Here is a 22694-nt window from a genome sequence, read left to right on the forward strand (position 1 = left end):
GTCTAGCTGGTTTTTTGCTTCTCAAATCGTTTTGTAACTTGTTTTCTTAAATCTGCTGCTAAGTTTCTCTTACTTATCTCTTTTTGGATTTTTTACGTTCACTAAATAATCTTATCCTTTCCTCCTCTCACTCCAACACGGTCTTCTGCATCCCGCATTCCAGATAAACTCTTAATCTGAAGTTCTCCCAACTCCTAAAACCATAACTGGTCCGCTTAATCTTCTTGATCTTTCCGTTTAATCCCTCTAATGGGCCGTTACTATCTGGATAACGACAACTGTTTAACACTTCTCTTAAATGTTTCTTCATCGTTTCGATCGTTTGGTCCATCTCATTACCTAACTTATGATATCCCTTAATCGTATCTTCTAATAACTTGGGACCACGTTTAACTGGGTCTCATAATACCTCAGGTGAACCTGATAGGTTGGATGGCGCCACTCTAAAGCATTGGCACATTTTAAGATTAAGCGCCAATTAAATTTCAGCTTCCGATATTCTTTACTCCGCTTATCAAAACTATTCATTAACTTCGTTCTGATCATATTCACTGAACGATTGGGCATCTGGACTAGATGGAACCGATCGATAATAATTTCAGCATTGAAAAACAGCTGCGGGATAAAACTTATATACGCTGCATTTAAATCAACCACAATGGTTTTAACTCTTTGGCGTTCAGCTAATGAAAAGCGCTCAAAGTAACGTTCCAAATCTTTCGTTAAGCGGCTCGGTAACATTTCCAGCAGCTGATGCTGCCGACTGTCCATCATTACAAAACTGTACCCCTCACCGACGGTCTTAGCTTCATCAAAGAATAAGTGTTCTGGTAAATGATTGCACTGATTACCCAAAAGATTTGGATTAGCTTCTATAATCAAGCGCTGAACACTAGATGCTGAAATTGTGTGCCGTTCGGCAATATCTTTTAATGGGCTGTTATGCATTGCTTCTAAAGTAACTGACATTCTTACGTCTTTGGAAATTTGACAGGAACGTTTAACAATCTCCGTCTTGGCAGTTGTAGTACTAAGACACTTGCGGCAGAGAAATCTTTGCTTTTTAAGATCAAGATAAGTAACCCTTCGATTGTTGTTAAGCAGAAGATTTCTTGATGTCTTGGTTCCATTCTTGACGATTTGTTCTTTAATGCCGCAGTTAAAGCAGCACTTAAGATTATAAGTTAAAGCAGCATGATAGATGACAGCTTAAACCTTACCAATCATTTGAATTTCAAAAGGATTGTTTTCGTCCATTGTGATATTTGGATCTTTAATTCCAAGGACATTACAGATAAAATCCTTACTAGAGAACATTCGAAAACCTGCTTTCAATTATTTTTTAGACGATTTGATTGTAACATAAGGAACGGAGTTCTTTTTTATTTTGCCTAAAACCTAAAATTGGTATAGATGAAAAAAGAGCGCCGATATTTACATATCAGCACTCAATATTATAAAGCCTAATAAAGAAGCCTCACATAATGTGAGACTTCTTAATTAACTGATTAATGGAAAACAACCCATGTTCCATTTACCCATTGGTTACCACCAACATTGTAATATGTAACACCATTAACATTTTGCTTCTTGAATGATTTCCATGAAGTACCATGCATCAATCTCTTAGCTTTTCCATTAGCGTTAAATACAAGCTTACCTGAACCTGGTTCCTTGTATACAGCAATTCCGTAACCTTTAACGTAATTTACTGTAACAACACCCTTAGCATCAGTAACAGCTCCTGGGTATTGACCAGCAACAACATACTGCGATTTAACCCAATTGCCATCATTTAACTTATACCAAGTATCGCCATTATCGAAAACAGCTCTCTTAGTAACTGATACTGTAGTACCATGTTTAATCTGTGAACCAGTCCAGTCATTTCCTGGATAGCTGTATTCACGAACATTGTAACCAGGTACATAGTTAATGTAAGCCTGAGCAATGTTAAAGTCGTATTCAGTTGGTTTTTCAACACCACTACCAACTGTGATAACACGAGTTAACGTAGATGATTTACCAGCTTTATTTGTAGCTGTATAAATTAAGGTATATTTACCTTCAACGTTAGTATCAATCTTACCACTTACTTTAACATCAACAGCTGAATTATCACTTGCGCTCCATTGAGGGCCACCTGGATAAGCGTAGATTACCATGTTCTTATACTGATCGAATGAACCACCTTTAGCAATAGTTACGTTTTCACCACCATTAGTAAAGGCAATAACTGGAGCACCAACATTTGAACTATTGGCATCAGTAATTTCAACTGGTAAGTAATAAGTAGCTGGAGCACCATTAGCAAAGATTTGATCTGCATCAAATGATGATAGTGTATCACCATTAACACTTACACCATTGCCAGTATCAACACCTGTAGCTGCACCACTTCCATCATAAGTAATAAATTTCTTATTTGAAATTTTACCATTTTCAAAAATGTTACCATTTGCATCAGTGATTGAAATATTAGCATTTGTAAGACCGAGATCACCATTAACCGTATTCTTCTTAATAGAATTTAATGGTTTGTAAGTAACAGCGATTGTGTACTTACCAGCTTTAGTGGTATCAACTTTACTAGTATCAACAGTTAAATCACTTGCAGGAATAGCACCATTCTTAATGTATGCATACATTGCATCACCTGAAGTTCCTGAACCCGGATAAGAGTTAAAATGACCATTAACTTTACTGTCATTTTCAGTATTAGGGTTAGAAAGTTTAGCACTCATTAATTTTTGAATACTGTCAATAGCTTGGTTCTTTAACTGATCATTTGTAACTTGGTTAGCACCAAATACTGCAGTTGCACGATAAGCACTAGCTGCTGAAGAAGCAGAACCTGTACCTGAACCAGTAATAATCACACCACCATTAGGATAGTAAGGATTATTGTTTGAAGCAGAGGCAGAAGTTAAGTTATAAGTATACCAATTATTGATTGTAGAGCCATTACTAAAGTAATTAGCCTTTGTATCTTTATAATTATCAAGAGTAACTTGAGGTAAGTACTTGCCAGGAACGTCTACTTTCGTAGTTCTTCCAGCATTGGCAGTCACTTTAACCAATCCTGTAGCAGGAATTTGATAACGATCTGTAGGAACAGTTGACGATTTACCTAAGAAATATTTAACATCTAATCCGCTTACAATATTCTTAACTACAGTTGAAAGTGTTCCCTTCATTTTAGGACTACCAGAATTTGTAGAACCATTAATTCCAGGATAACCATAATTAGCATTTTGTAAATCTGCCTGTTTGTAACCAGCGCCTGAACCACCAGAATCTTTTAAAATAGCGTCAACAGTCGCAGAACCAACAAAACCACCTAAATTAACACTAGCAATTGACAAGCCGTTAGCACTTGTTAGTGCTGGAGCACTACTACCTCCTACTGTTGGTAATGGAGAAGCAGAATCTGTACCAGGATTTACGTAATCTTCAATTGCAGGGAGAATAACATTATAAAAATCAGAAGCATTTATCTTAGCAGTAGTTCCTAATCCAGCAACAGCAGTATCTATTGCTTTTGATGCAGCGGTCGCTGCTGATGATCTTGCTTCACTTTGTGACATGCTTACAGAAGACTTAAGTTGAGTAATATTTCCTTCAGCATAGTAGATGTCTACAGCATCATTGTATACACCGAATTTAGAGTAGTAATAGTTAGGGTTTGACCAATACCTATCAGTTCCCAACCCTGAACCAGGAAAAGCAGTCTTAAATGGATCATCATTTGCAACAGCTTCTGTTCCTAAAAGTCCGTTTGTTAATGAAGCTAAAGAAGTAACATCAACATTTCCATCTTTATCAGTATAGTTAGCCAAATCAGTACCAGCAGGAACAACGACGAACTTGCTTGGATCCATAATGTGTCCTTTTTCATCAACACCAGTAATGCCAAATGAAGGAGCATAGAAGTCACCAGGAAGACGAGTGATATTACCTAAACCTGTCGTATTAACAGTGTACTTGTTACCATGTGATAGCCAGATTGTAGGACTCTTCCATTCATTTCCAGCATTATCTTTGAAAATAAATTGGATACTAACACGTTCAGCATTTTTAATCTCACTTCTTGAGATAAATTCATTCTTTAACGGATCCTTGCCGTTAACAATCATTCTTGTATTAGTGATGTTTGTTGTAGTCATATCTTTCAAAGGAAACATTTTATCCTTAGGATTAAGTACAGCACCAAGAATTTCTGACCAAACTTTACTACCCTGTTTTGCACTTCTAGAAGCAGTAACTCTTCCTTCAGGGCCATTAAAACGACCCTTAATATTAGAAAACGGAGTACCAGCCTTGTTTTTACCTGTATTTACAGATGGCACTAAATTTAATAACTCATTATCTGTATATTTTTGTAAATAAGTTAAGTCATCAACAACATACGACAAGGATGGGTCTGACGGTTTACTTACATCTTTTGTCCCACCATTTGGAGCAACTGTTACTAGACCATTACTATCAGTTGTGTCAGAATCACTTGATTTGATAGGCTTAAATGTATTAATCTTACCATTATGAATAGATGTAGTCGCCTCATTAGGGATAAAGCCCGTACTATCACTCGCACTTCCATTTACAAAGTACCATAACGGAATACCATTTACAAACGATGTAAGTCTACTCGTTAAATCGTCTGGTTTAGCTTCACCTAACGCATCAAATAAATCATTAGGAAATATAATAGTTGGGTCAATACCAGGTTCACTAGTATCTTTATGCGTTCCTGAAGGATCAAAAATCTGCATCCAACCTCTGAAATCCTTGTCAATATCGGTTTTCTTTCCATCCTCTATTGAATAAGATTTAACTTTAATGTTGTCCGCTCTCCCTACTACAGCACTACCACTAGCAGCATTACCACTAGATGCTAGACCAGTACTACCGGCATTAAAAAATCCTCGTGCTGCTGCAGAATTTATTGAAGTAGCATCATTAAAATCCGTCCATTCTTTAATAATTTGTTGTTTTAAGTCGTCTCTTGCATTTTTAGCGTTAGCTTCCAAATCTTCGAGAAATTCTTCATCTTTAGGTGCCTCTGAAGTAGGAACACCATCTACGCTGTAATTAGGGTAATTGCTATTTGTCAATGATTGCCAAGCTTCGTCACTTAATGGAACAATAGAATTATCAGCCTTAAAAGCAGCCGTAATGTTGTCTTGTAAGATGTCAGCTTTAACTACCTGCAAATTAGACGCAGTCATCAAAGCTGGTGTTACTACTGGTGCTGCTGCAAGTACTGTTGCAGATGCAACACCAAAATATTTAACAAAAGTTTTTTTCAAAATCTTCCTCCTAATAATCGGATCTTTCTATATAGATTTCACCAGTTCATTATAGAATATTGTGCAGAACATTGCAAAACTATCCGTACAATGAAAAGGTTGTTACATAAATTTAATATTTCTTGTTATTTATTGTATGAAGCATATTTGGCTGGAATCCATTGATTCTTACCAACATTATAATAGCCATTCATACTGCCAAATACACGCCACTTAGTACCATTCTTCAACATCGTACTAGTAGGTTTTGTATCATCAGCTTGAGCAAATACTCTAATGCTGTAGCCAGGAACATAATTTATCTTCACAAAACCTTCAAGCTTAGTCATATGACTAACTGGAGTAAATGAGATGTATTGACCATCGACCCATTGGTTCTTACCAACTTGATACCAAGTCTTACCATTAATAGTAGTCTTATGACTGATTTTCCAAGCACTCATATCAGCTAATTTTTGGCCCGTATAAGTGCCAGCAGGTGCATCATATACATTAATACCATAGCCTGGTACATAATTTACATAACCAACAGCTTTGAAATCAGTAACATCAGGTGTTGGAGTTGGAGTAGCATTTCCACCATCTCCATTACTTCCGGCGATAACATTGATTGTACGAGTCATTGTAGTAGCTTGACCAGTCGCAACATTAGTAGCTGTATAAGTTAAAGTATATGTTCCTGGAACGTTAGTATCAACATTACCAGTAACTGTAACATCAATTCCAGTTGCACTTGGATTATTTACGTAGTCAACACCATCGTTAACTTTACCGTTTGCAATTAAGTCTTTGATTTCATCTAAGCTCTTAGCAACTTTAAAGTTCATTGGATCAAAGCTGTCGCCGGCTTTAAGTGTTTGATCGTTTCCACCAACAAAGTAGAATGCTGGACTTTCACTGCCAAACACTGTAACTGGAATTGTAAGAGTGGAAGTTTCAACACCTACACCATGCTCGTTCTTACTATTTGTATAAGTAAGTTTAACTGGATAAGTTCCTGCTTTAGATAGATCAAGAGCTGAGGCATCTACTGTATAACCAACACCATCTCCTGCTTGAGTTGTATTATTATCAGGTCTTCTCGTGTAGTAGTTAGCATTAGGGAAATCTGTATCTTTAACTAAAGTATTAGTATCGATTGGTTGAATCGATGTTTTGACATCTTCATCAGAAATCAAAATTTGACGATTATAAACTGCATTACCAAATGCTGCTCTAAACAAACTGTTAAGTTTATTCTGACTGTTTGATTTGCTTGCTGGATCATAGTATCTAGCATCGCCAACTGTTAAGTTAAGACCTTTACTTTGTAATGAGTATGGAAGATCTGTTTCTTTAACTGTCTGACCATTATCATAGAAAGTTGGTACTACAGCACCTGCAGTTGTTGGAGCAAATAATGCAAATGATGGAGCTGTTCCGATTGAATACTGTTTTCCCCAGAAATCTGGGTTAGGGTATACAACAATATTCACTGTTGTTGTTGAAGGAACTCCTGTAATGTATGCATTACTAGAATTACTACCTTTAAAAGTATACCCATTTCCAGTATTGTCTTTGGTTGGTAAATAAACATTACCTGTTACATTTACTCCAGTAACTTGATAAGAACCAGTGGCTGCAACGATTGATTTTGGATCCGTTCCAGAACTTAAGAGGTCCCCTAAAGCAGTTGAACTCTTTGGTCCACCTCCGAGATCAGCAAAAGGTATTTTACTTTCAGTCATTGCTGACTTCCAACCATTAACAGAATTATCAGTTGCTAATACATCATCAAAAGCTAACATGTGTTGATCATCTACATTACGTGAATAGCTTGAAATCGATGGTGCACCATTAAAGCGAATTTTTTGTAATTTATTAATTATTGTATCCAAGGATGTTCCTTCTGGAACAACAAGTGTTTCAGTAGAATAAGCCCCAATGCCAGTGACTTTGTCCAATCCACCAATAGCTGCAGAAGCCGAACCATTCGTTGATTTATCAGAGTACTTATAAGGAACACCGTTTGCTTCTCCACTTGATGCAATATAAGCATTATATCCGCTATTTTCATCAGTTGATAAGCTTGAAATACTAGGAATTAAGCCAAATTTTGGTTCATTACTATTACCTTGTAATAATCCAAAATCTTCTAATGTGCTTGTGCCAAGGTAATTATCCCTTATTCCATCTGCATTAACAACTGCTTTAGATAATGTAACATTATTATTATTAAACAAAACGTTTGTGTTTTTAAGATTCATGAATGCTTGAGCGGTTCTAAAAGATCCGTTTTCAAGCCGTCCTGACTTTGCAGTCAATGTTATTGTAATTCGTCCTTGTTTAAGAACTTTATACAAATCTAATCGAGTTGGATCACTTGTACCATTTACTGCAATTGAAATAGATGCTTGATTAGGATCACCAAAAAAAGATTTTCCAAGAATGTCAGAAATATTATGGTTGCCTAACTTACTAGAAAGATACCTTACAGCATCATATATTTGCTTAACTGATGTTCCAGGAGCTGCACTATCGTTAAGTTTTAAAGCAGGTGTTCCATCATAATAGAAGCCATTAGTATTTGTTCTAACACTGCCATCAGTATTTGTAAATAAATATTTCAACAAATCACTTGAAGCAATATCTTGAACAGTATCTCCTGCTGTATTAAGAAACAAATTCTTTGGTAAATCATACTTATTAGCAGAGATTTCAGCTAATAAAATCAATCCCTGAACAGTATCTGCATTGTAATTTCCTTCTATCTGGTAGTATTCTGGGTCTGCACCATCCGCTGTACCTTTATGTCTATCCAATACACCATTAACAGACCTAATCGGTCCTTCAGCATTTTGAATACTATTTTGCAGCAATTTGCCATATTCGTTTTGGGCTGATAAATCCATCGGAACGTAAGTCCCAGTATTATCAGTTGCAAAAACTTTGTTAGTCAAAGTTGCATTTAAGGCATTTTGGACAACCGGTGCTGCAACGGGTGCAACAGCCAAAAGTGTGGTTGAAGCAACGCCAAAATACTTAATATAATTTTTTCTCAAGTTTACTCCTCCTAATTAGTAATCAAGTGCGATGTACTTTTTAGCAACCCATTGGTTACCGCCAAGATTGTAATATCCGTTTTGTTCGCCCTTAACTTTCCATTTAGTACCATGTTTGAGGTACTTACCAGTCCAGCCAGTACCGTCAGAGTTCTTCCAAACTTTAACGCTGTATCCTGGAACATAGTCGACTTGACCAACTGCATCGTAGCGAGTCATATTATCAACTGGTGTCATTGAAACATATTGACCCTTGATCCACTGGTTCTTACCAACTTGATACCAAACATCTTTACTGTCTTTATTAGAAACTGCTTGATGACTGATCTTCCAAGCTGTTCCATGACGTAGACGTTGACCAGTAAATGTACCATTAGGAGCGTCATAAACATTAATACCAAAACCTGGAACATAGTTGATATAACCAGTCGCTTTATAATCAGTTACATTGTAATCACTACCTGATTGAGCAAGAACTGTGATATATCTTGTCATTGTTGTTGTTGCGCCAGAAGAAAGATTCTTAGCTACATATGTTAATGCGTAATCACCTGGCTTATTAGTATCAACACTACCAGTTACAGTAACGCTTAAACCAGTATTAGTTGGATCATTAACATAAGGTGCACCGTCGTAGACCTTACCAGAATCGATTAATTCTTTCATGCTTTCTTGATCGCGAGTTACTTTAAACATCATTGGATCAAAGCTGTCTCCAACATTGATTGTCTGATTATTACCTTTTACAAAGTAGAATACAGGATCGCCTGATACTGCAACTTGATATGGAACTGTAATTGTTGAAGTTTCAGTACCAATACCATGTTCATTCTTTGAGTTTGTATAAGTAATCGTTAACGTTCCAGCTCCAGCTTTTGTAAGATCAACCTTTGAAGCATCAACTTTGATGTTACTTCCTTTAATATCAGATCTAACCGTATACTTATTAGCATTAGGGTAATCAGTGTCAGCTGGTAAAGCGTCTAAGTTAATTTTCTTTTCAGAAGTTGCTTTATCTTCATCAGAAATCAATACTTCTTTATTCTTAACTGCTGCCCCAAATTGTTCCGCAATATAGCTTTCCAATTTCTGAGCACTGTAGCCAGAAGTTCCATTACTTGTGAAACGACTATCGTTAACTGAGAATGTCAAAGCTTTATTCAAGCTATCAGGCAATTCATTTTGGTTAAGGATTGAGCCGTCATCATACATAGTAGGGAAGATTGTATTTGTAGTTGTTGATTTTGTGAAGAACAAGAACGAAGGTTTTGTACCAATTGTGTAGTTTTCCCAATTCTTGTTATAAACAATAACGTTAACTCTTGCAAACACACGATCTTTTGAAGCACCATAGTCAGTGATTAAATGATTTGTTGAGCGCGGTGCATCATAAGTTGGATAGGCCGGAACCGTATAGTTACCTCCTGTATCAATATCATAATGCATCTGTTCATTTGCAAAATTAGCAATAGAAATATCACCATATACTGGAACTTCAACTGAGAAACTGTTTGATGCTACTGCAGTATCTAAGCTGGTTGCTGTAGTTCCGTTTCCACCATTTTTATCTGAAAAATTCTTTAAAATTTCAGGCTTATTGAAAACTTGATCCCATGTATAGCCGGATAGATTACCAGGTTTTGCTTTTACATTATCAAAACCCATTGCCAGGGGATTAGCAACTGGGTTATTACCATATTCTTGCGAACTAGGAGCACCATTAAACTTAATTGTATTCATATAATTCTTAATTTGTTCGTAAGTGGTGCCGGCAGGAACTACAATACTACCAGTTGCATATGCCCCAACATTTTCATTTTCAACTCGAAGAGCTTTAGTTTCGTCACCAGTATACCCATTGCGTTCTAGATAAGCTGCATGACCACCAACATAGTCAGCTGCTTTAGGATCATTATCTTGCCAGGGCTTAAAAGTAGCATCGTCGGCATGCTTAGTAGAAGCACTATCAAGTTTATTCCAATCAGTGTAAATCCCACGGAAGAAATCGTTTTTTAAGCTTGCAGGGTCTGTATCTAGTTTTCCACCAGTTTGAAGATAAGGAACTGCATTTTTAGGAATAAAGCCAACATCCTTAGGGACTCCGCTGCTGGTGTCAGAAAGTTGTAAGTTCGACAATTTTGGTAAATTTGTAGCTAAATCGCTAATATTTGAAAGAAGCGAGTTTCCATTGAAACCACTACCTAAAAATACATCTGCACTAACATGTTCCGATAGTTCAACTGCTTTTGCGCCATTAAACAAAACTTTAGAATTTTTTAATACAATATTGGCCTGAGCTGTTCGGTTAGTATAATCCCCAGATTGAGCAACTAAAGTAATAGTAATTGTACCTTCGTGCAACAAATCCTCAACGCTAGGGGTCGTTGCTCCATTCTTACCATCAACGTAAACTTTAACCGTTGCTTTGTTTGGATCTCCAAAAGTTGATTTGCCTAAAATTCCACTAATTGTTCCATTGTGAATCATGCTTGAAATATAACGTACTCCAGCGGCAACTCTCTCACCAGCATTCCATGTAGTTAAATCCGGCTTGGTTACTCTAGAATCATTTAACTGCAACGAGCCATTAGCATTATTTGATAAACCATCCATTGAAGTTCTAATACTCCCATCAGTATTAGAAAATAAATAGTGCGATAGATCCTCTGTTGTTAATTTTCCACCAACAAAAGTTCCTTCCGGTACTGATCCGTATCCGCCAGTTAATTGAGCAAGTTTTTGAATTCCTTCAAGTGTTGCGTAACTAACACCTGCGGGCCCTACTGAACTTTGAAACATGTCAGTTTCAATAGTAGTCATTGTTCCTGGTTCTGGTGAACCACTACTCTGGCTCATCATGACGCCATTTTGGAATAAGTTATCGTATTCAGAGTAACCTGTACGATCAAACGTACCTAATTCTGTAGCCGCGTGGGCTTTATTGCTTGTCTTAGTGGTAAACACTGAATTAGCGCCATACCAACCAAGAACGTTTGTAACAGTCGGTGCAACAACTGGAGCTGCAGCTAACAGTGTTGCTGAACTGATACCAAAATACTTAATAGTATTTGTAATTCTTGAAGATTTCTTCAAAATTTCTTCCTCCTAAATATTTATCAGGAAATATTTCCTTAATAAACTGAATGATCCAAAATATATTTAATTAAATGTATACTGAATCTCAGTGTACTAACGTATGTATTATAAGGCAGGAACGCAACCATTGCAAAGTTTCTATTCTAAACGCCTTATTAATCCATTTTTTGAATAAAATTGCATTAAAACTGGTCAAAACGTCGTTCTTCTGCTTAAATCAGCGTCTAATTAAACATTAAAGTTAGATTACAATATTGTTTCTTTATTGAACATGTGCCAAATAATAACGCTTTTTACCAATCTTTACGACGACGTAACGCCCGTCATATTTAGCCTTGGGATCCACGCTAAATTCGGGATCGGTAATTTTCTCACCGTTAATTGCGAGCGCTCCATTTTTGATATCTTCCCGAGCCTGCCGGCGGCTTGGTTCAATCTTTGTTAGATCAACTAACCATTCAACAACGTTTGCTGGCTGGTCGTTAATTTCAACGTGCGGCATATCAGCTAACGCCTGTTTAATTTCATCAGCTGTTAAATCGCCGTATTCCCCAGAGAACAAAGCCACACTGATGCGTTCAGCCTGCTTAGTTGAATCATCACCGTGGACAAACGTTGTGACTTCTTCGGCTAAAGCTTTCTGGGCTTCGCGTTTTTCCGGTGCTGCTTGGACCTGTTCAGCTAAGTATTTGATCTTTTCTTCATCTAAGAAGGTAAAGAACTTCAGATAATTAACAACCACCGAATCCGGCTGGTTATACCAGAACTGATAGAACTCATACGGGCTTGTCAATTCTGGGTCAACCCAGACGCTCTGACCGTCTGCCGTTTTACCAAACTTCGTGCCGTCTGCTCTTAAGATCAAAGGACAAGTCAGCGCAAATGCGGTCGTGTCAGCTCCCATGTGGCGGTGAATGAAATCAACACCCGTTGTAAGGTTGCCCCACTGGTCGCCACCGCCGATTTGTAATTCAACATGATGGTCTTGCCGTAAGTTAAGAAAATCAATTGCTTGAAGGAGCGGATAGCTGAATTCGGTAAATGATAAGCCCGTTGCGAGCCGATTTTGGACCGAGTCTTTAGCGATCATCGTATTAATACTAAATTGTTTCGCATAATCTCTTAAGAAAGACAGCAAATCAATTTTACTTAACCAGTCATAATTATTAACTATTTCAAAGCCATCTTTTCCGAAGAATTTCTCAAACTGCTTATTGAGAGATTCGGCGTTCTTCTGGATTACGTCCATGCTTTGAAGCACTCGCTCGGTACTGCGCCCGGAAGGATCGCCAATTGATCCCGTTCCGCCGCCGATTACAATAAATGGCTTATGTCCATACTGCTGGAATCTTTTTAGAATCATGAGCGACACTAAATGTCCAATGTGCAGCGACGGACCAGTCGGATCAACTCCTTCATAGAGGGAGATTTTACGCTCACTGGTAATCTTCTTTAGTTCTTCGGCATCACTGACTTGATTGACGGCTCCCCGCCACTCAAGTTCATCCATTATATTGTCAGCCACTTGAACTCCTTTCTGCCAAAAAGAACTCCGTCACCGGAGTTCTGACTAATTACTTAAGTAATTCTTTGTGTGTTACTTTAAGATCTTGATCGAGGTCGTAAACGATTGGCTGACCCGTTCCAATTTCAAGATTTAAAATATCTTCGTCTGAAATGTTTTCCAGATACTTAGTCAAAGCACGCAGTGAGTTACCGTGAGCAGCAATAATAACGTTTTTGCCTTTAAGAAGGTCAGGTGCGATATGATCTTCCCAGAATGGCATTACACGTTCCAAACAAATCTTTAAGTTCTCACCCTGTGGTACTTGTTTTGGATCGAGATCTGCATAACGGCGATCATGCGCGATTGAGTACTTAGCATCTGTTGGCTGTAATGGAGGCAATACATCATATGAACGACGCCAGATGTGGACTTGTTCGTCCCCCCATTTTTCAGCGGCTTCTTTCTTGTTTTGGCCTTGTAAATCACCGTAGTGACGTTCGTTTAAGCGCCAAGATTTAGTCTCAGGTACCCATACTTGACCAGCACCTTCAAGAGCAAAATGTAAAGTTCTGATTGCCCGAGTTAAAACTGAAGTGTAAGCTTGGTCGAATTGAATTCCTGATTCTTTTAACAATTCACCTGCATGCTTAGCTTCTTTTACACCCTGATCTGAAAGATCAACGTCCCACCAGCCAGTGAATAGATTTTCCAAGTTCCATTGGCTCTGGCCGTGGCGAATTAAAACTAATTTCGACATAAAAAATAAACTCCTTCATTAATAGTGTTAATACATTAAAAATCATACACCAAAAAGGGAAGTTTTTGGAAACTAATTTAGGTTTGGAAGAAGTTGCAGAAATGCACCTCACATGTTAGAATATTTCCTGTAATTGAAAAGAGGCCACCGAGAATACGACTCTCGATGACTTCAATCGTGGTTTGGAAGAACTTTTGTAGCTAATCCTTTGGATTAGCTTTTTTGATTAGTACGTATGCTTTGGCAATTCTATCAACTAGAAAGCCGACCGCTACGATAATCAATGCTGTTCCCAGCCCAAGTTCCTCCGTTTCAAATTCTTCATGATCACTCACCTCCGTAGTTTTCTTAAATTGAGAGGTGATGATCTTCCAAATTCCACGATTACATAATTTTATCGTACAAACGTTCTTTTTTCAATCCAGTTGCAAGATTTTATCTCACATGTTAGAATAATTCCTGTAATTGAAAAGAAGCCACCGAGACTACGATTCTCGATGACTTCAATCGTGGTTTGGAAGAACGGCTTAGCTAATCTTTACGATTAGCTTTTTTTATTATCGCGTAAGCCTTAGCGACTCTTATAACTAAGAATCCGACTGCTGCGATAATGGACGCTAGGTCCAAAGCCCAAGTTCTTTGTTGTTGTTCTTTTCCAATTCAGTTGCAAAAATTTATTCCACATGTTAAAATGTTTCCTGTAATTGAAAAGAAGCCATCGAGACTGCAACTCTCGATGACTTCAATCGTGGTTTGGAAGAACTTGTCTAGCTAATCTTTACGATTAGCTTTTTTTATTATCGCATAAGCCTTAGCGACTCTTATTACTAAGAATCCGACTGCTACGATAATGGACGCTAAGTCCAAAGTCCAAGTTCCTCCGTTTCAAATTCTTCATGATCACTCACCTCCGTAGTTTTCTTAAATTGAGAGGTGATGATCTTCCAAATTCCACGATTACATAATTTTATCGTACAAACGTTCTTTTTTCAATCCAGTTGCAAGATTTTATCTCACATGTTAGAATAATTCCTGTAATTGAAAAGAAGTCATCGAGAGGGCTTTATCGATGACTTCAATCGTGGTTTGGAAGAACTTGTTCAGCTAATCCTTTGGATTAGCTTTTTTGATTGTCGCGTAAGCCTTAGCGATTCTTATAACTAAGAATCCGACTGCTGCGATAATGGACGCTAAGTCCAAAGCCCAAGTTCCTCTGTTTCAAATTCTTCATGATCACTCACCTCCGTAGTTAAATAATTGAGGGGTAATGATCTTCCTAATACCACTTGCAATTGAAAAGAAGCCACCGAGACTACGATTCTCGATGACTTCAATCGTGGTTTGGAAGAACAGCTTAGCTAATCTTTACGATTAGCTTTTTTTATTATCTTGAAAACTCTCTAGCAAATTTCAAGCTGCGAGGGTTAATTTTTTGCTCTTCGGTATCCAGCATTCTGAGCTTCTTGTTCTGAATTAAACCACACTCGATTATTCGGATTCCCCTGCTTCTGACCACTTTCATAGGTTCTTTGGCCAGGAACATGATAAACCTTCGAACGTTTATTACCCCAGATTTTTTGATTGGTCTGCACTTCTGGCTGCTGATTCTGCTCACCAACAACTTGACTATAACCTGTTTGATAATCGATCTTCATCCCATCCTGAATATTAAAAATATAAAGATTAAAATGAATTCGATCATCGGTCAACGATTGAGCCCGCATCCAAACTCCTCGGGGGACCAATTCATCACCTCGATAAACCGGTCGTACTGAATATCTAACATAATGATCGCTACTTTCTTTGAGATAAGCTGCAACCGTATCTTCATTATTTAACATTTCCGGGTTGTTGAGACTAACTGTTCCTGTGATCAAATTTTTCGGGTTATTGTTTTGCCCGGTAAACTGATAACCAATCAAATGACTTCTATTGTAAAGGAAAGTTCCGTTCGGCATTTTCTTGTTGTGCCAACCGGTCGGATTCCAAACCAACGGTTCACGTTTGGTAGTTGGCATTAAAGATTTATTCAAAAGTGCCTCTGCATCAACCGCCCGATTCAAACGATCTAAGTCAGAATATTTCTGCCAAGGCGTTTGAACTTTTAATTCACTTGCCGTAAATCCAGGCTCATTATTGTTAACAGTAATTTGCTGTTCGTTTGAATAATTTAACTTCTGTAAATCTTGATAGGTCTGATCAACTGGTTTTGAACTTTTACTAGAATATGTTTCAGAACTTTTTGTCTGGGGAGCCGAAATCTGTGTATCGCTGCAGCCGACCAAAAATAATCCAAGCACCAAAATGGCGGACTGAAAAAACTTCTTTACCATCTAATCTTCCTCTTTGAAAAGTCGACCTTGATTTTTTCAAAATCATGCTGTCGAAGAAAATCTTGAATGACATCTAAATAAGCGTGATGATCGATTGGCAAATTTTCCGTCTGCGGAGATAAAGTTATGCGATGAATATTTTCTGCGATGTGGGGAATCGGCAGTTCAATATACGGACGAATATATTGCTGACCCTGCAGCATCTTTACATCATATTTGTTTGTCAGAATATCAGTTGAATCAAGACTCGGGTTAAAATAAACAATTCGAATCTCACGTTCAAAATTATATGAATCATTTTTTAAAGCAGCTGAAAGCATTAAAAAGAAAAGCAAGACATCTGATTTCCAAGCGTACTTCTCTTTAATGTAAAGATCATTATTATAGACCGTGCGAAAAATTGTCTCAGCATCCATCTCTGAATCAATAGATTTAACGTTCAACGCTAAATAACGCAAACTATAAATATAACTATTGATGAAGTAAGTCGTATATTGTCCGACATTCGTCAAATCAAAAACTGAAGTATCGAAATTATTCCTTTTTAAAAACTCTTCATGTTTACTAAAAATATCTTTTTCATTAGCTGTTCTTAAAAAGAAATTTCCTAACCGTTCGGGTAATTCCATATTAGTGAGATCCATTTTTTCATTAACATAAGTCACATCGGTCAACCCAATTAAGGCTCTCCCATTTTGATCCAAAGAAGATGATAGATCTTTTACAAAACCGGGAATGTCCAAAGATAATTCCATTCCTCCGCGGCCATAATAATTCCACATGGGAATTGCATCGACATCTCTAGTTAATGCCATCACGTAAATGTTGACGTGATTTAAAATAAACCGCAGATATTTTTCAATCGGTGCTTTATGATAAATTGCTTCGACAACATTTGCTTCCTCTCCCCCAATTTGTTTAACCATCTTTTCAATTTCTTCCCGATGAACTTTGGTAAATTTGGAAATAAAAATATTAGAAATTTTGGTATCAGTTGGATCGTTTAAAAATTCCGAACGCGTCAGTCTAATTTTCGATGTTGAAATTATTGAAAAGAAACTTTCAACAGAAGTATAATGCTGACCCCATTTTAATTTTGATAGATCTTTTGTTAAGTTTTCCATACTCTAATTATAGACTCCCCCCAACTAAAAAAGCCAACATCTTGCTGGCTAAATTATTTCTTCTCGTAAATATTTAATTGTGTACCCGCGTTTGATTAATTCCAAAGTCAATTCATTTACTTCTTCTGGTTTGGCAATTAGTTCAAGTTGATGAGCATCATTTTTAACCACCCAAACATTGCTCAAAAGAAACTGTGGAATTTCTTCCGCATATTCACTTCGTTCAAAAATCAAATGAGGTCGAACCAAATCTGTAAAATCGGAATCGTGGACTAATTTCAAATTAGAATGTGATAGTTCATAAATCTTAGTTGCATCTTTTTTAAACGATCGACCATTTGCTGCTACATTTATAATTGCCGTTCCTATTTCATGAAAATTTTGTTCCTCTTTTAAGAAAGCTTGGATTTCTTTTTGGGTTAGAAAAATTAACGGTTCATCAAAAGCTAATAAATCGATTGGCGCTAAAAATCCCTGAGCTAAAACTCCTAGTTGACGAATACTATCTGAAAGAGTTCCAACATTTTCTTTTAAATATTTTTGAAAACCAAATTTCTCACTCAGTTCGATAATTCTATTTTTTAAATTATCTCCTTTCATTCCCAACTTATGTCCGAGTGATTCGAGATTTTGCTCAATTGTTTTTTTGTGTTGAATAAAATCATGTTCAATTTTCAACCGGCGAAGATGCTTCTTAACTTCGATATATCCAAAATCAGATTTTGCTTCGCCAAACAACATTCTTAATAAAGTCGTTTTTCCACTTCCAGATGTTCCAGTAATCAAAATCCAATTCTTAACTTGAACCTCAAGACTGACTCCAGAAAAAAGGACCTCCTTTTTGAGATCTTTTTTGAGGTCAACGGCTTTTAAATAAAAATTAGCCACGACCCGTTTCCTTAATTGCCTTACAAGCTAACATCAAACTTACCGTTGCATCAGGTGATAAAACTTCAACAATTTTCTCTGGTTCAACAATTTCTGACAAGGCAGATAAAATTGCCATTCCGTATTGAATGATATTGAAATCAGTTTTGACATTATACTGACCACTTTCATACGGATCTTCATGGCTGTATGTTAAATTAATTTTGCCCTCATTAACCGATCCATCTGTATGATTGATAATAATTCGATCCATCAGCTTATCCATTCTGTGTCCTGAAAAATCAAATGAAAAACGATTGTCACTTAAATCTTGTGAATAATCATCTTGACTCATCATCATGATTTCTCCAACCGGCTTTTCAAATATGCCTAAATCGTTGATAAATGTTTCAATCTTTTCTACTGGATACTTTTTTAAATTATCTTCATAAGCTTCGCGATCCTTAACGAGCTCCTCATAGAGGTTTTTTATTTCTTCTTTTTTCATACTTGAATCATAATTCAATTACCCACCAGTTGGCAAGTATGTTCTATAATTAATAAAACCAGGAGGCATCAATGAAATCTTTCGAAAAATATCACCCGCTATTAACCGAACACTATAAAATGGATTGGCTCACTGCTTTTCCTCTAAAAGATATTATTTTAAAAATTGGTTCGGCATCTGAAACAGCCAAATTTATAAATCAGCAAATGAGATTGGTCATGGCCAATCAAAAATTATTTTATGGGGTCGCCGACCGATCTTCTAATTTATTTCTTGGATTTGTCGAAATAACTTTTATAGGTGAAACTGCTCAAATTGATCTTTCTCTAGATTCAGATGAGATAGTTTTGTACCTTACAGAATTTTTAAAATCTAACTTTGGGGTCAAAAAAATATTTCCCAGGAAATAAATTTTTAGCACTCTCTTGACATGAGTGCTAAAAGGATTATAATGTAATTGTAAAAAGTTAGAAAGGGGTTTTTAAAAATGGCAAATGAAATAGCAAATAGAAATAATGATTGGTTTGGTTTTCCGGCAGATCCGTTTTTTAATGATGATTGGGATTTATTCTCTCGCAATTTCCCTGCTCATCGTACTTTAACTAACATGTTAACTGATGTTAAGGAAAGCAAAGATAAGTATGAAGTTGCTGTTGATATCCCTGGCGTAGACAAGAATAAGATTAATATTGATTATCATAACGATGAATTAAAAGTTTCCTATCACAACGAAAAGACTAATGAAGAGAAAGATAAAGAAGGAAGATTGATTCATTCAGAACGTAAGTTTGGATCTTTTCAAAGAATCTATACTTTCCCTGATATTAATCCAGAAAAAATTGCTGCTGAATATAAAGATGGTGTTCTTCATATCACTTTACCGAAAGTTTCAGCAGAATCTAAGAATACAAAACGAATCGAAATTAAATAAAAATAAAGCCCCTGAGGTATAAAACCTGAGGGGTTTTTATTTTGTTTCACGTGAAACATCATGTTTTCGATGCCACTCTTTAATCATTTCTTTTCGTTCTTTAAAATACTTCTCTTGGTTATCGCCATCTGGTCGATAGTACTCTTTTCGTTCTAATGTTTCTGGCCAAGTATCCAAGTTGGTCAGCTTATCTTTATAGTTATGAGCATACTTATAACCTTTCCCATAATCCATTTCTTTCATCAGCTTAGTTGGAGCATTTCTAATCTGTAAAGGCACCGGATCATTGAAGTGATTTAAGGCATCACTTTTAGCTTCGTTATAAGCCGTTTCGATTGCGTTAGACTTTGGACTTAAACTGCAGTAGACTACTGCATGAGCTAAATGTACATTGCACTCTGGCATTCCAATATATTTACAAGCCTGAAAAGCATTAATTGCGACATTTAAGGCATTGCTATCCGCTAAACCAATGTCTTCTGAAGCAAATCTAACAATTCTTCTACCAACATACAAGGGATCAGCTCCACCTTCAAGTAATCGAGCAAGCCAGTAAAGAGCTGAGTCATCATCACTATTACGCATGGACTTATGTAAAGCTGAAATCAAATTGTAGAACTCTTCTCCACCTTTATCATATCTTAGTTGGCGTCCACTAATAATTTGGTTAAAAAGATCGTCACTAACAACTACCTTATCATCGACTCTTTCTGCGTTAATGTATATCATTTCGATCAGATTAAGGGCGGTTCTTGCATCACCATTAGCAGCACCTGCTAAAAGTTTCAATTGATCTTCAGTTAATGTGAAGTTTTGATCCCCATACCCTCTAGAACTTGTAATGGCTCGTTTTAAAATTGTCTCTATCTCTTGATCATTTAACAATTGAAATACAACAACTTTACTTCGTGATAGAAGTGCACTATTTAATTCAAAAGATGGATTCTCAGTCGTCGCTCCAATTAAGATCACTGTTCCATCTTCTATAATAGGAAGTAATGCGTCTTGTTGAGCTTTATTAAATCGATGGATTTCGTCGATAAAAAGAATTGTCTTCTTACCTTCGGCCTTAAGCCTCTTGGCATTCTCTTCAATATCCTTTAGGTCTTTCAACCCACTTGAGACCGCTGAAATACTTATAAATTTCGCTTTTGTCATTCTAGCAATTATCGAAGCTAATGTGGTCTTCCCGGTTCCAGCAGGTCCAAAAAATATTAGCGACGTCAATTCGTCCTTTTCAATTAAATTCCTAACAAATGCTCCTTGGGAAACAATGTTTCCTTGTCCAACAAATTCATCAAAATTTCTTGGACGTAGTCTTGCAGCTAGAGGCTCTTCAGGTTCTTTTGGCGCAAATAAATTTCCAGTTTCTTCCATTATATTATCTTTCATTAATTACAAAATGTTTCACGTGAAACATCGTAGACTTTTTACCTTAAATCAGATATGATTTTCTTTAATTTAAATAAAAGGAGAACAACACTTGAAGAAAAAATTACTATTAGCTGCTCCAATCATTACGACAAGTTCTATTTATCTACTTTCACGTCTTTTATATTCTTATGCTTTCAAACGATCTGACATTGTTCCTGAACCAGGTAAAGATATTATTGGTTACGCTGAAGATTATTACTATTATCTTGACTGGCTTGAATCTCAACCAAATCGTGAACATTGGCAACTAAAATCAAAAACTAATCACCATAAGCTTAATGCTATCTGGCTTCCCGCCAAAAACCCAAGTAAATTCACGGTCATCATTTCACACGGTTACAAAGGAAACAATATTACTATGGCAAATCAAGCTCACATGTTTCATCACATGGGCTTCAATGTGTTAATGCCCGATAGCCGAGGTCACGGAGATAGCTGTGATAATTATATCAGTTTTGGGTGGTTAGATCATTATGACCTTCTAGCCTGGATTAATATGGTCCTTCATCGAATTGGACCTAAATCACAAATTTATGTCTTAGGAGTATCAATGGGTGGTGCAAATGTTTTAATGCTTGCAGGTGAAAAGTTGCCTACTCAGGTTAAAGGAATTATTGCCGATTGTGGTTACTCTTCTCTTAATGAAGAATTTGAATATCTTGCTCATAAACAAACTAAGTTACCCGTAAAACCAATTTTAAAAATTATGAGTTCAATTAACAAAATAAAAAATGGATTTTCTTTTGATGTTGTAAATAGCGTTAAACAACTTAAAAAGTCAACATTACCAATTTTTATTATTCACGGAGCAAAAGACGAGTATGTTCCTACTTATATGGCTTATAAAAATTATAATGCAATACCCGGTAAGAAAAAAATATGGATCGTTCCAAATGCAGGTCATACGATGGCCTTTTGTATCGATCCAAGAGAGTATCACAAACAAGTAGCTGATTTTATAAAATCAACAATGAATTGAAATGTTTCACATGAAACATTTTATTTTATAACTTATATAATTATTTTATATTATCTTATTGGTGCGACTATGAAAACGGTTGAATATTTCCCAGGAAATAATCACTTTTTTTCATTTGCTGAGATTCTCATCTCTGATAAAATCTCAAAAATCATCGTTTGAACTTCAATATTATGCTCAAATTGGTGCTGCATTAAATGATCAATCTTCGCATGAAGAATTCTTAATTCTTCTTCGGTTTTTAAATTAATGTGATAATCATTTTCTGAGCTCATTCGATCGCGATATGCTGCTCGGTTTTGACTCATCATAATGACTGGTGCCTGCAGAGCTGCTACACAGCTAAGAAATAAGTTAAGCAAAATAAATGGATATGGATCAAAACTAATCCCAAATAAGTGAAGCCCATTGATACTAATCCACGCAAATAAAACCACTAGATAAAAAATAATAAACCCCCAACTACCAGCAACTTCCGCCACTTGATCAGCAATTTTCTGACCAAAAGTTTGAGTTTCTTTAAGGGTTTCATTAACATCTGTAACTTGGTAATCCTGGTCTTCCATCGTTCGGGTAAGCTTGCGATTGATCTTATTCATTTGTTTCTCATCAGCATTCATCATTGCTTGAATTGTCTCAATTTGATATGGAAGTAAATGTTCATAGCAGATAAAATCGTTATTTCGCACTTTCGGATAATCTCGTCTAATTCTGTTCTGCACTCCCGACCTAACGTTCCAAAAATAAGAGCCTCGATCGTATTGATGCCGACTTCCGTCAACGAGACAAACTTCCATTTTTTCCATAA

At 36.5% G+C, this 22694-nt stretch carries 16 protein-coding genes; 3 read left to right on the top strand and 13 right to left on the bottom strand.

What is annotated here, in order from left to right:
- Window positions 1–127 precede the first annotated feature (127 nt).
- From R8749_RS10885 to R8749_RS10655, 11 genes are all read right to left on the bottom strand, one after another.
- Window positions 128–361, bottom strand: coding sequence for a transposase (locus R8749_RS10885; protein ID WP_425613233.1), 234 nt, complete (start codon window positions 359–361; stop codon window positions 128–130).
- An 8-nt stretch (window positions 362–369) separates the two neighbouring features.
- On the bottom strand, window positions 370–969 hold the full coding sequence (locus R8749_RS10610; RefSeq protein WP_317696686.1) for a transposase: 600 nt from the start codon (window positions 967–969) through the stop codon (window positions 370–372).
- Between the two features lie 539 nt (window positions 970–1508).
- The gene (locus tag R8749_RS10615; RefSeq protein ID WP_317696689.1) at window positions 1509–5309 is read right to left on the bottom strand and encodes an immunoglobulin-like domain-containing protein; all 3801 of its coding nucleotides are present in this window, start codon (window positions 5307–5309) and stop codon (window positions 1509–1511) included.
- Window positions 5310–5434: 125 nt separating this feature from the next.
- Window positions 5435–8350 carry an immunoglobulin-like domain-containing protein gene (locus R8749_RS10620; protein WP_317696691.1) on the bottom strand — a complete coding sequence of 972 codons (2916 nt, stop codon included), beginning with the start codon at window positions 8348–8350 and terminating at the stop codon, window positions 5435–5437.
- A gap of 15 nt (window positions 8351–8365) precedes the next feature.
- Window positions 8366–11443 carry an immunoglobulin-like domain-containing protein gene (locus tag R8749_RS10625; RefSeq protein WP_317696693.1) on the bottom strand — a complete coding sequence of 1026 codons (3078 nt, stop codon included), beginning with the start codon at window positions 11441–11443 and terminating at the stop codon, window positions 8366–8368.
- A 265-nt stretch (window positions 11444–11708) separates the two neighbouring features.
- A complete protein-coding gene (tyrS, locus tag R8749_RS10630) occupies window positions 11709–12956 on the bottom strand; it encodes a tyrosine--tRNA ligase (protein WP_317698563.1) in 1248 nt (415 codons plus the stop codon).
- 64 nt (window positions 12957–13020) lie between these two features.
- Entirely contained in the window at window positions 13021–13710 is a 690-nt protein-coding gene (locus R8749_RS10635; RefSeq protein ID WP_317696695.1) for a 2,3-diphosphoglycerate-dependent phosphoglycerate mutase, read from the bottom strand.
- A gap of 1424 nt (window positions 13711–15134) precedes the next feature.
- Complete coding sequence (locus tag R8749_RS10890; RefSeq protein ID WP_425613199.1) at window positions 15135–16043, bottom strand: DNA/RNA non-specific endonuclease; 909 nt, start codon at window positions 16041–16043, stop codon at window positions 15135–15137.
- Window positions 16037–17167: a hypothetical protein gene (locus R8749_RS10645; RefSeq protein WP_317696697.1), complete on the bottom strand. Its 1131-nt coding sequence runs from the start codon at window positions 17165–17167 to the stop codon at window positions 16037–16039. Before R8749_RS10645 ends, R8749_RS10890 begins: the two co-directional genes overlap by 7 nt.
- A gap of 48 nt (window positions 17168–17215) precedes the next feature.
- Window positions 17216–18055: an ATP-binding cassette domain-containing protein gene (locus R8749_RS10650; RefSeq protein ID WP_317696699.1), complete on the bottom strand. Its 840-nt coding sequence runs from the start codon at window positions 18053–18055 to the stop codon at window positions 17216–17218.
- Window positions 18048–18560 (bottom strand): hypothetical protein, encoded by a 513-nt coding sequence (locus R8749_RS10655; RefSeq protein WP_317696701.1) that lies wholly within the window; start codon window positions 18558–18560, stop codon window positions 18048–18050. The genes R8749_RS10650 and R8749_RS10655 overlap by 8 nt, the downstream gene beginning before the upstream one ends.
- Before the next feature lie 53 nt (window positions 18561–18613).
- Between R8749_RS10655 and R8749_RS10660 the strand changes: the two genes are divergently transcribed.
- Both R8749_RS10660 and R8749_RS10665 read left to right on the top strand, forming a co-directional pair.
- A complete protein-coding gene (locus R8749_RS10660) occupies window positions 18614–18952 on the top strand; it encodes a hypothetical protein (protein WP_317696703.1) in 339 nt (112 codons plus the stop codon).
- Window positions 18953–19029: 77 nt separating this feature from the next.
- Window positions 19030–19473: an Hsp20/alpha crystallin family protein gene (locus R8749_RS10665; protein WP_317696705.1), complete on the top strand. Its 444-nt coding sequence runs from the start codon at window positions 19030–19032 to the stop codon at window positions 19471–19473.
- Window positions 19474–19509: 36 nt separating this feature from the next.
- On the opposite strand, the gene R8749_RS10670 is transcribed toward R8749_RS10665, so the two are convergent.
- On the bottom strand, window positions 19510–20850 hold the full coding sequence (locus R8749_RS10670) for a replication-associated recombination protein A (protein WP_317696707.1): 1341 nt from the start codon (window positions 20848–20850) through the stop codon (window positions 19510–19512).
- Window positions 20851–20956: 106 nt separating this feature from the next.
- Between R8749_RS10670 and R8749_RS10675 the strand changes: the two genes are divergently transcribed.
- The gene (locus R8749_RS10675; RefSeq protein ID WP_317696709.1) at window positions 20957–21886 is read left to right on the top strand and encodes an alpha/beta hydrolase; all 930 of its coding nucleotides are present in this window, start codon (window positions 20957–20959) and stop codon (window positions 21884–21886) included.
- A 101-nt stretch (window positions 21887–21987) separates the two neighbouring features.
- On the opposite strand, the gene R8749_RS10680 is transcribed toward R8749_RS10675, so the two are convergent.
- The gene (locus R8749_RS10680; protein ID WP_317696711.1) at window positions 21988–22692 is read right to left on the bottom strand and encodes a DUF1003 domain-containing protein; all 705 of its coding nucleotides are present in this window, start codon (window positions 22690–22692) and stop codon (window positions 21988–21990) included.
- Between the last annotated feature and the right edge of the window lie 2 nt (window positions 22693–22694).

The sequence above is a fragment of the Xylocopilactobacillus apis genome, assembly GCF_033095965.1.
Taxonomy (GTDB): domain Bacteria; phylum Bacillota; class Bacilli; order Lactobacillales; family Lactobacillaceae; genus Xylocopilactobacillus; species Xylocopilactobacillus apis.

Coding starts and splice junctions, on each gene's coding strand:
- R8749_RS10610 (WP_317696686.1), bottom strand. CDS start 969: ATGTCAGTTACTTTAGAAGCAATGCATAACAGCCCATTAAAAGATATT.
- tyrS (WP_317698563.1), bottom strand. CDS start 12,956: ATGGATGAACTTGAGTGGCGGGGAGCCGTCAATCAAGTCAGTGATGCC.
- R8749_RS10635 (WP_317696695.1), bottom strand. CDS start 13,710: ATGTCGAAATTAGTTTTAATTCGCCACGGCCAGAGCCAATGGAACTTG.
- R8749_RS10890 (WP_425613199.1), bottom strand. CDS start 16,043: ATGGTAAAGAAGTTTTTTCAGTCCGCCATTTTGGTGCTTGGATTATTT.
- R8749_RS10645 (WP_317696697.1), bottom strand. CDS start 17,167: ATGGAAAACTTAACAAAAGATCTATCAAAATTAAAATGGGGTCAGCAT.
- R8749_RS10660 (WP_317696703.1), top strand. CDS start 18,614: ATGAAATCTTTCGAAAAATATCACCCGCTATTAACCGAACACTATAAA.
- R8749_RS10665 (WP_317696705.1), top strand. CDS start 19,030: ATGGCAAATGAAATAGCAAATAGAAATAATGATTGGTTTGGTTTTCCG.
- R8749_RS10670 (WP_317696707.1), bottom strand. CDS start 20,850: ATGGAAGAAACTGGAAATTTATTTGCGCCAAAAGAACCTGAAGAGCCT.
- R8749_RS10680 (WP_317696711.1), bottom strand. CDS start 22,692: ATGGAAAAAATGGAAGTTTGTCTCGTTGACGGAAGTCGGCATCAATAC.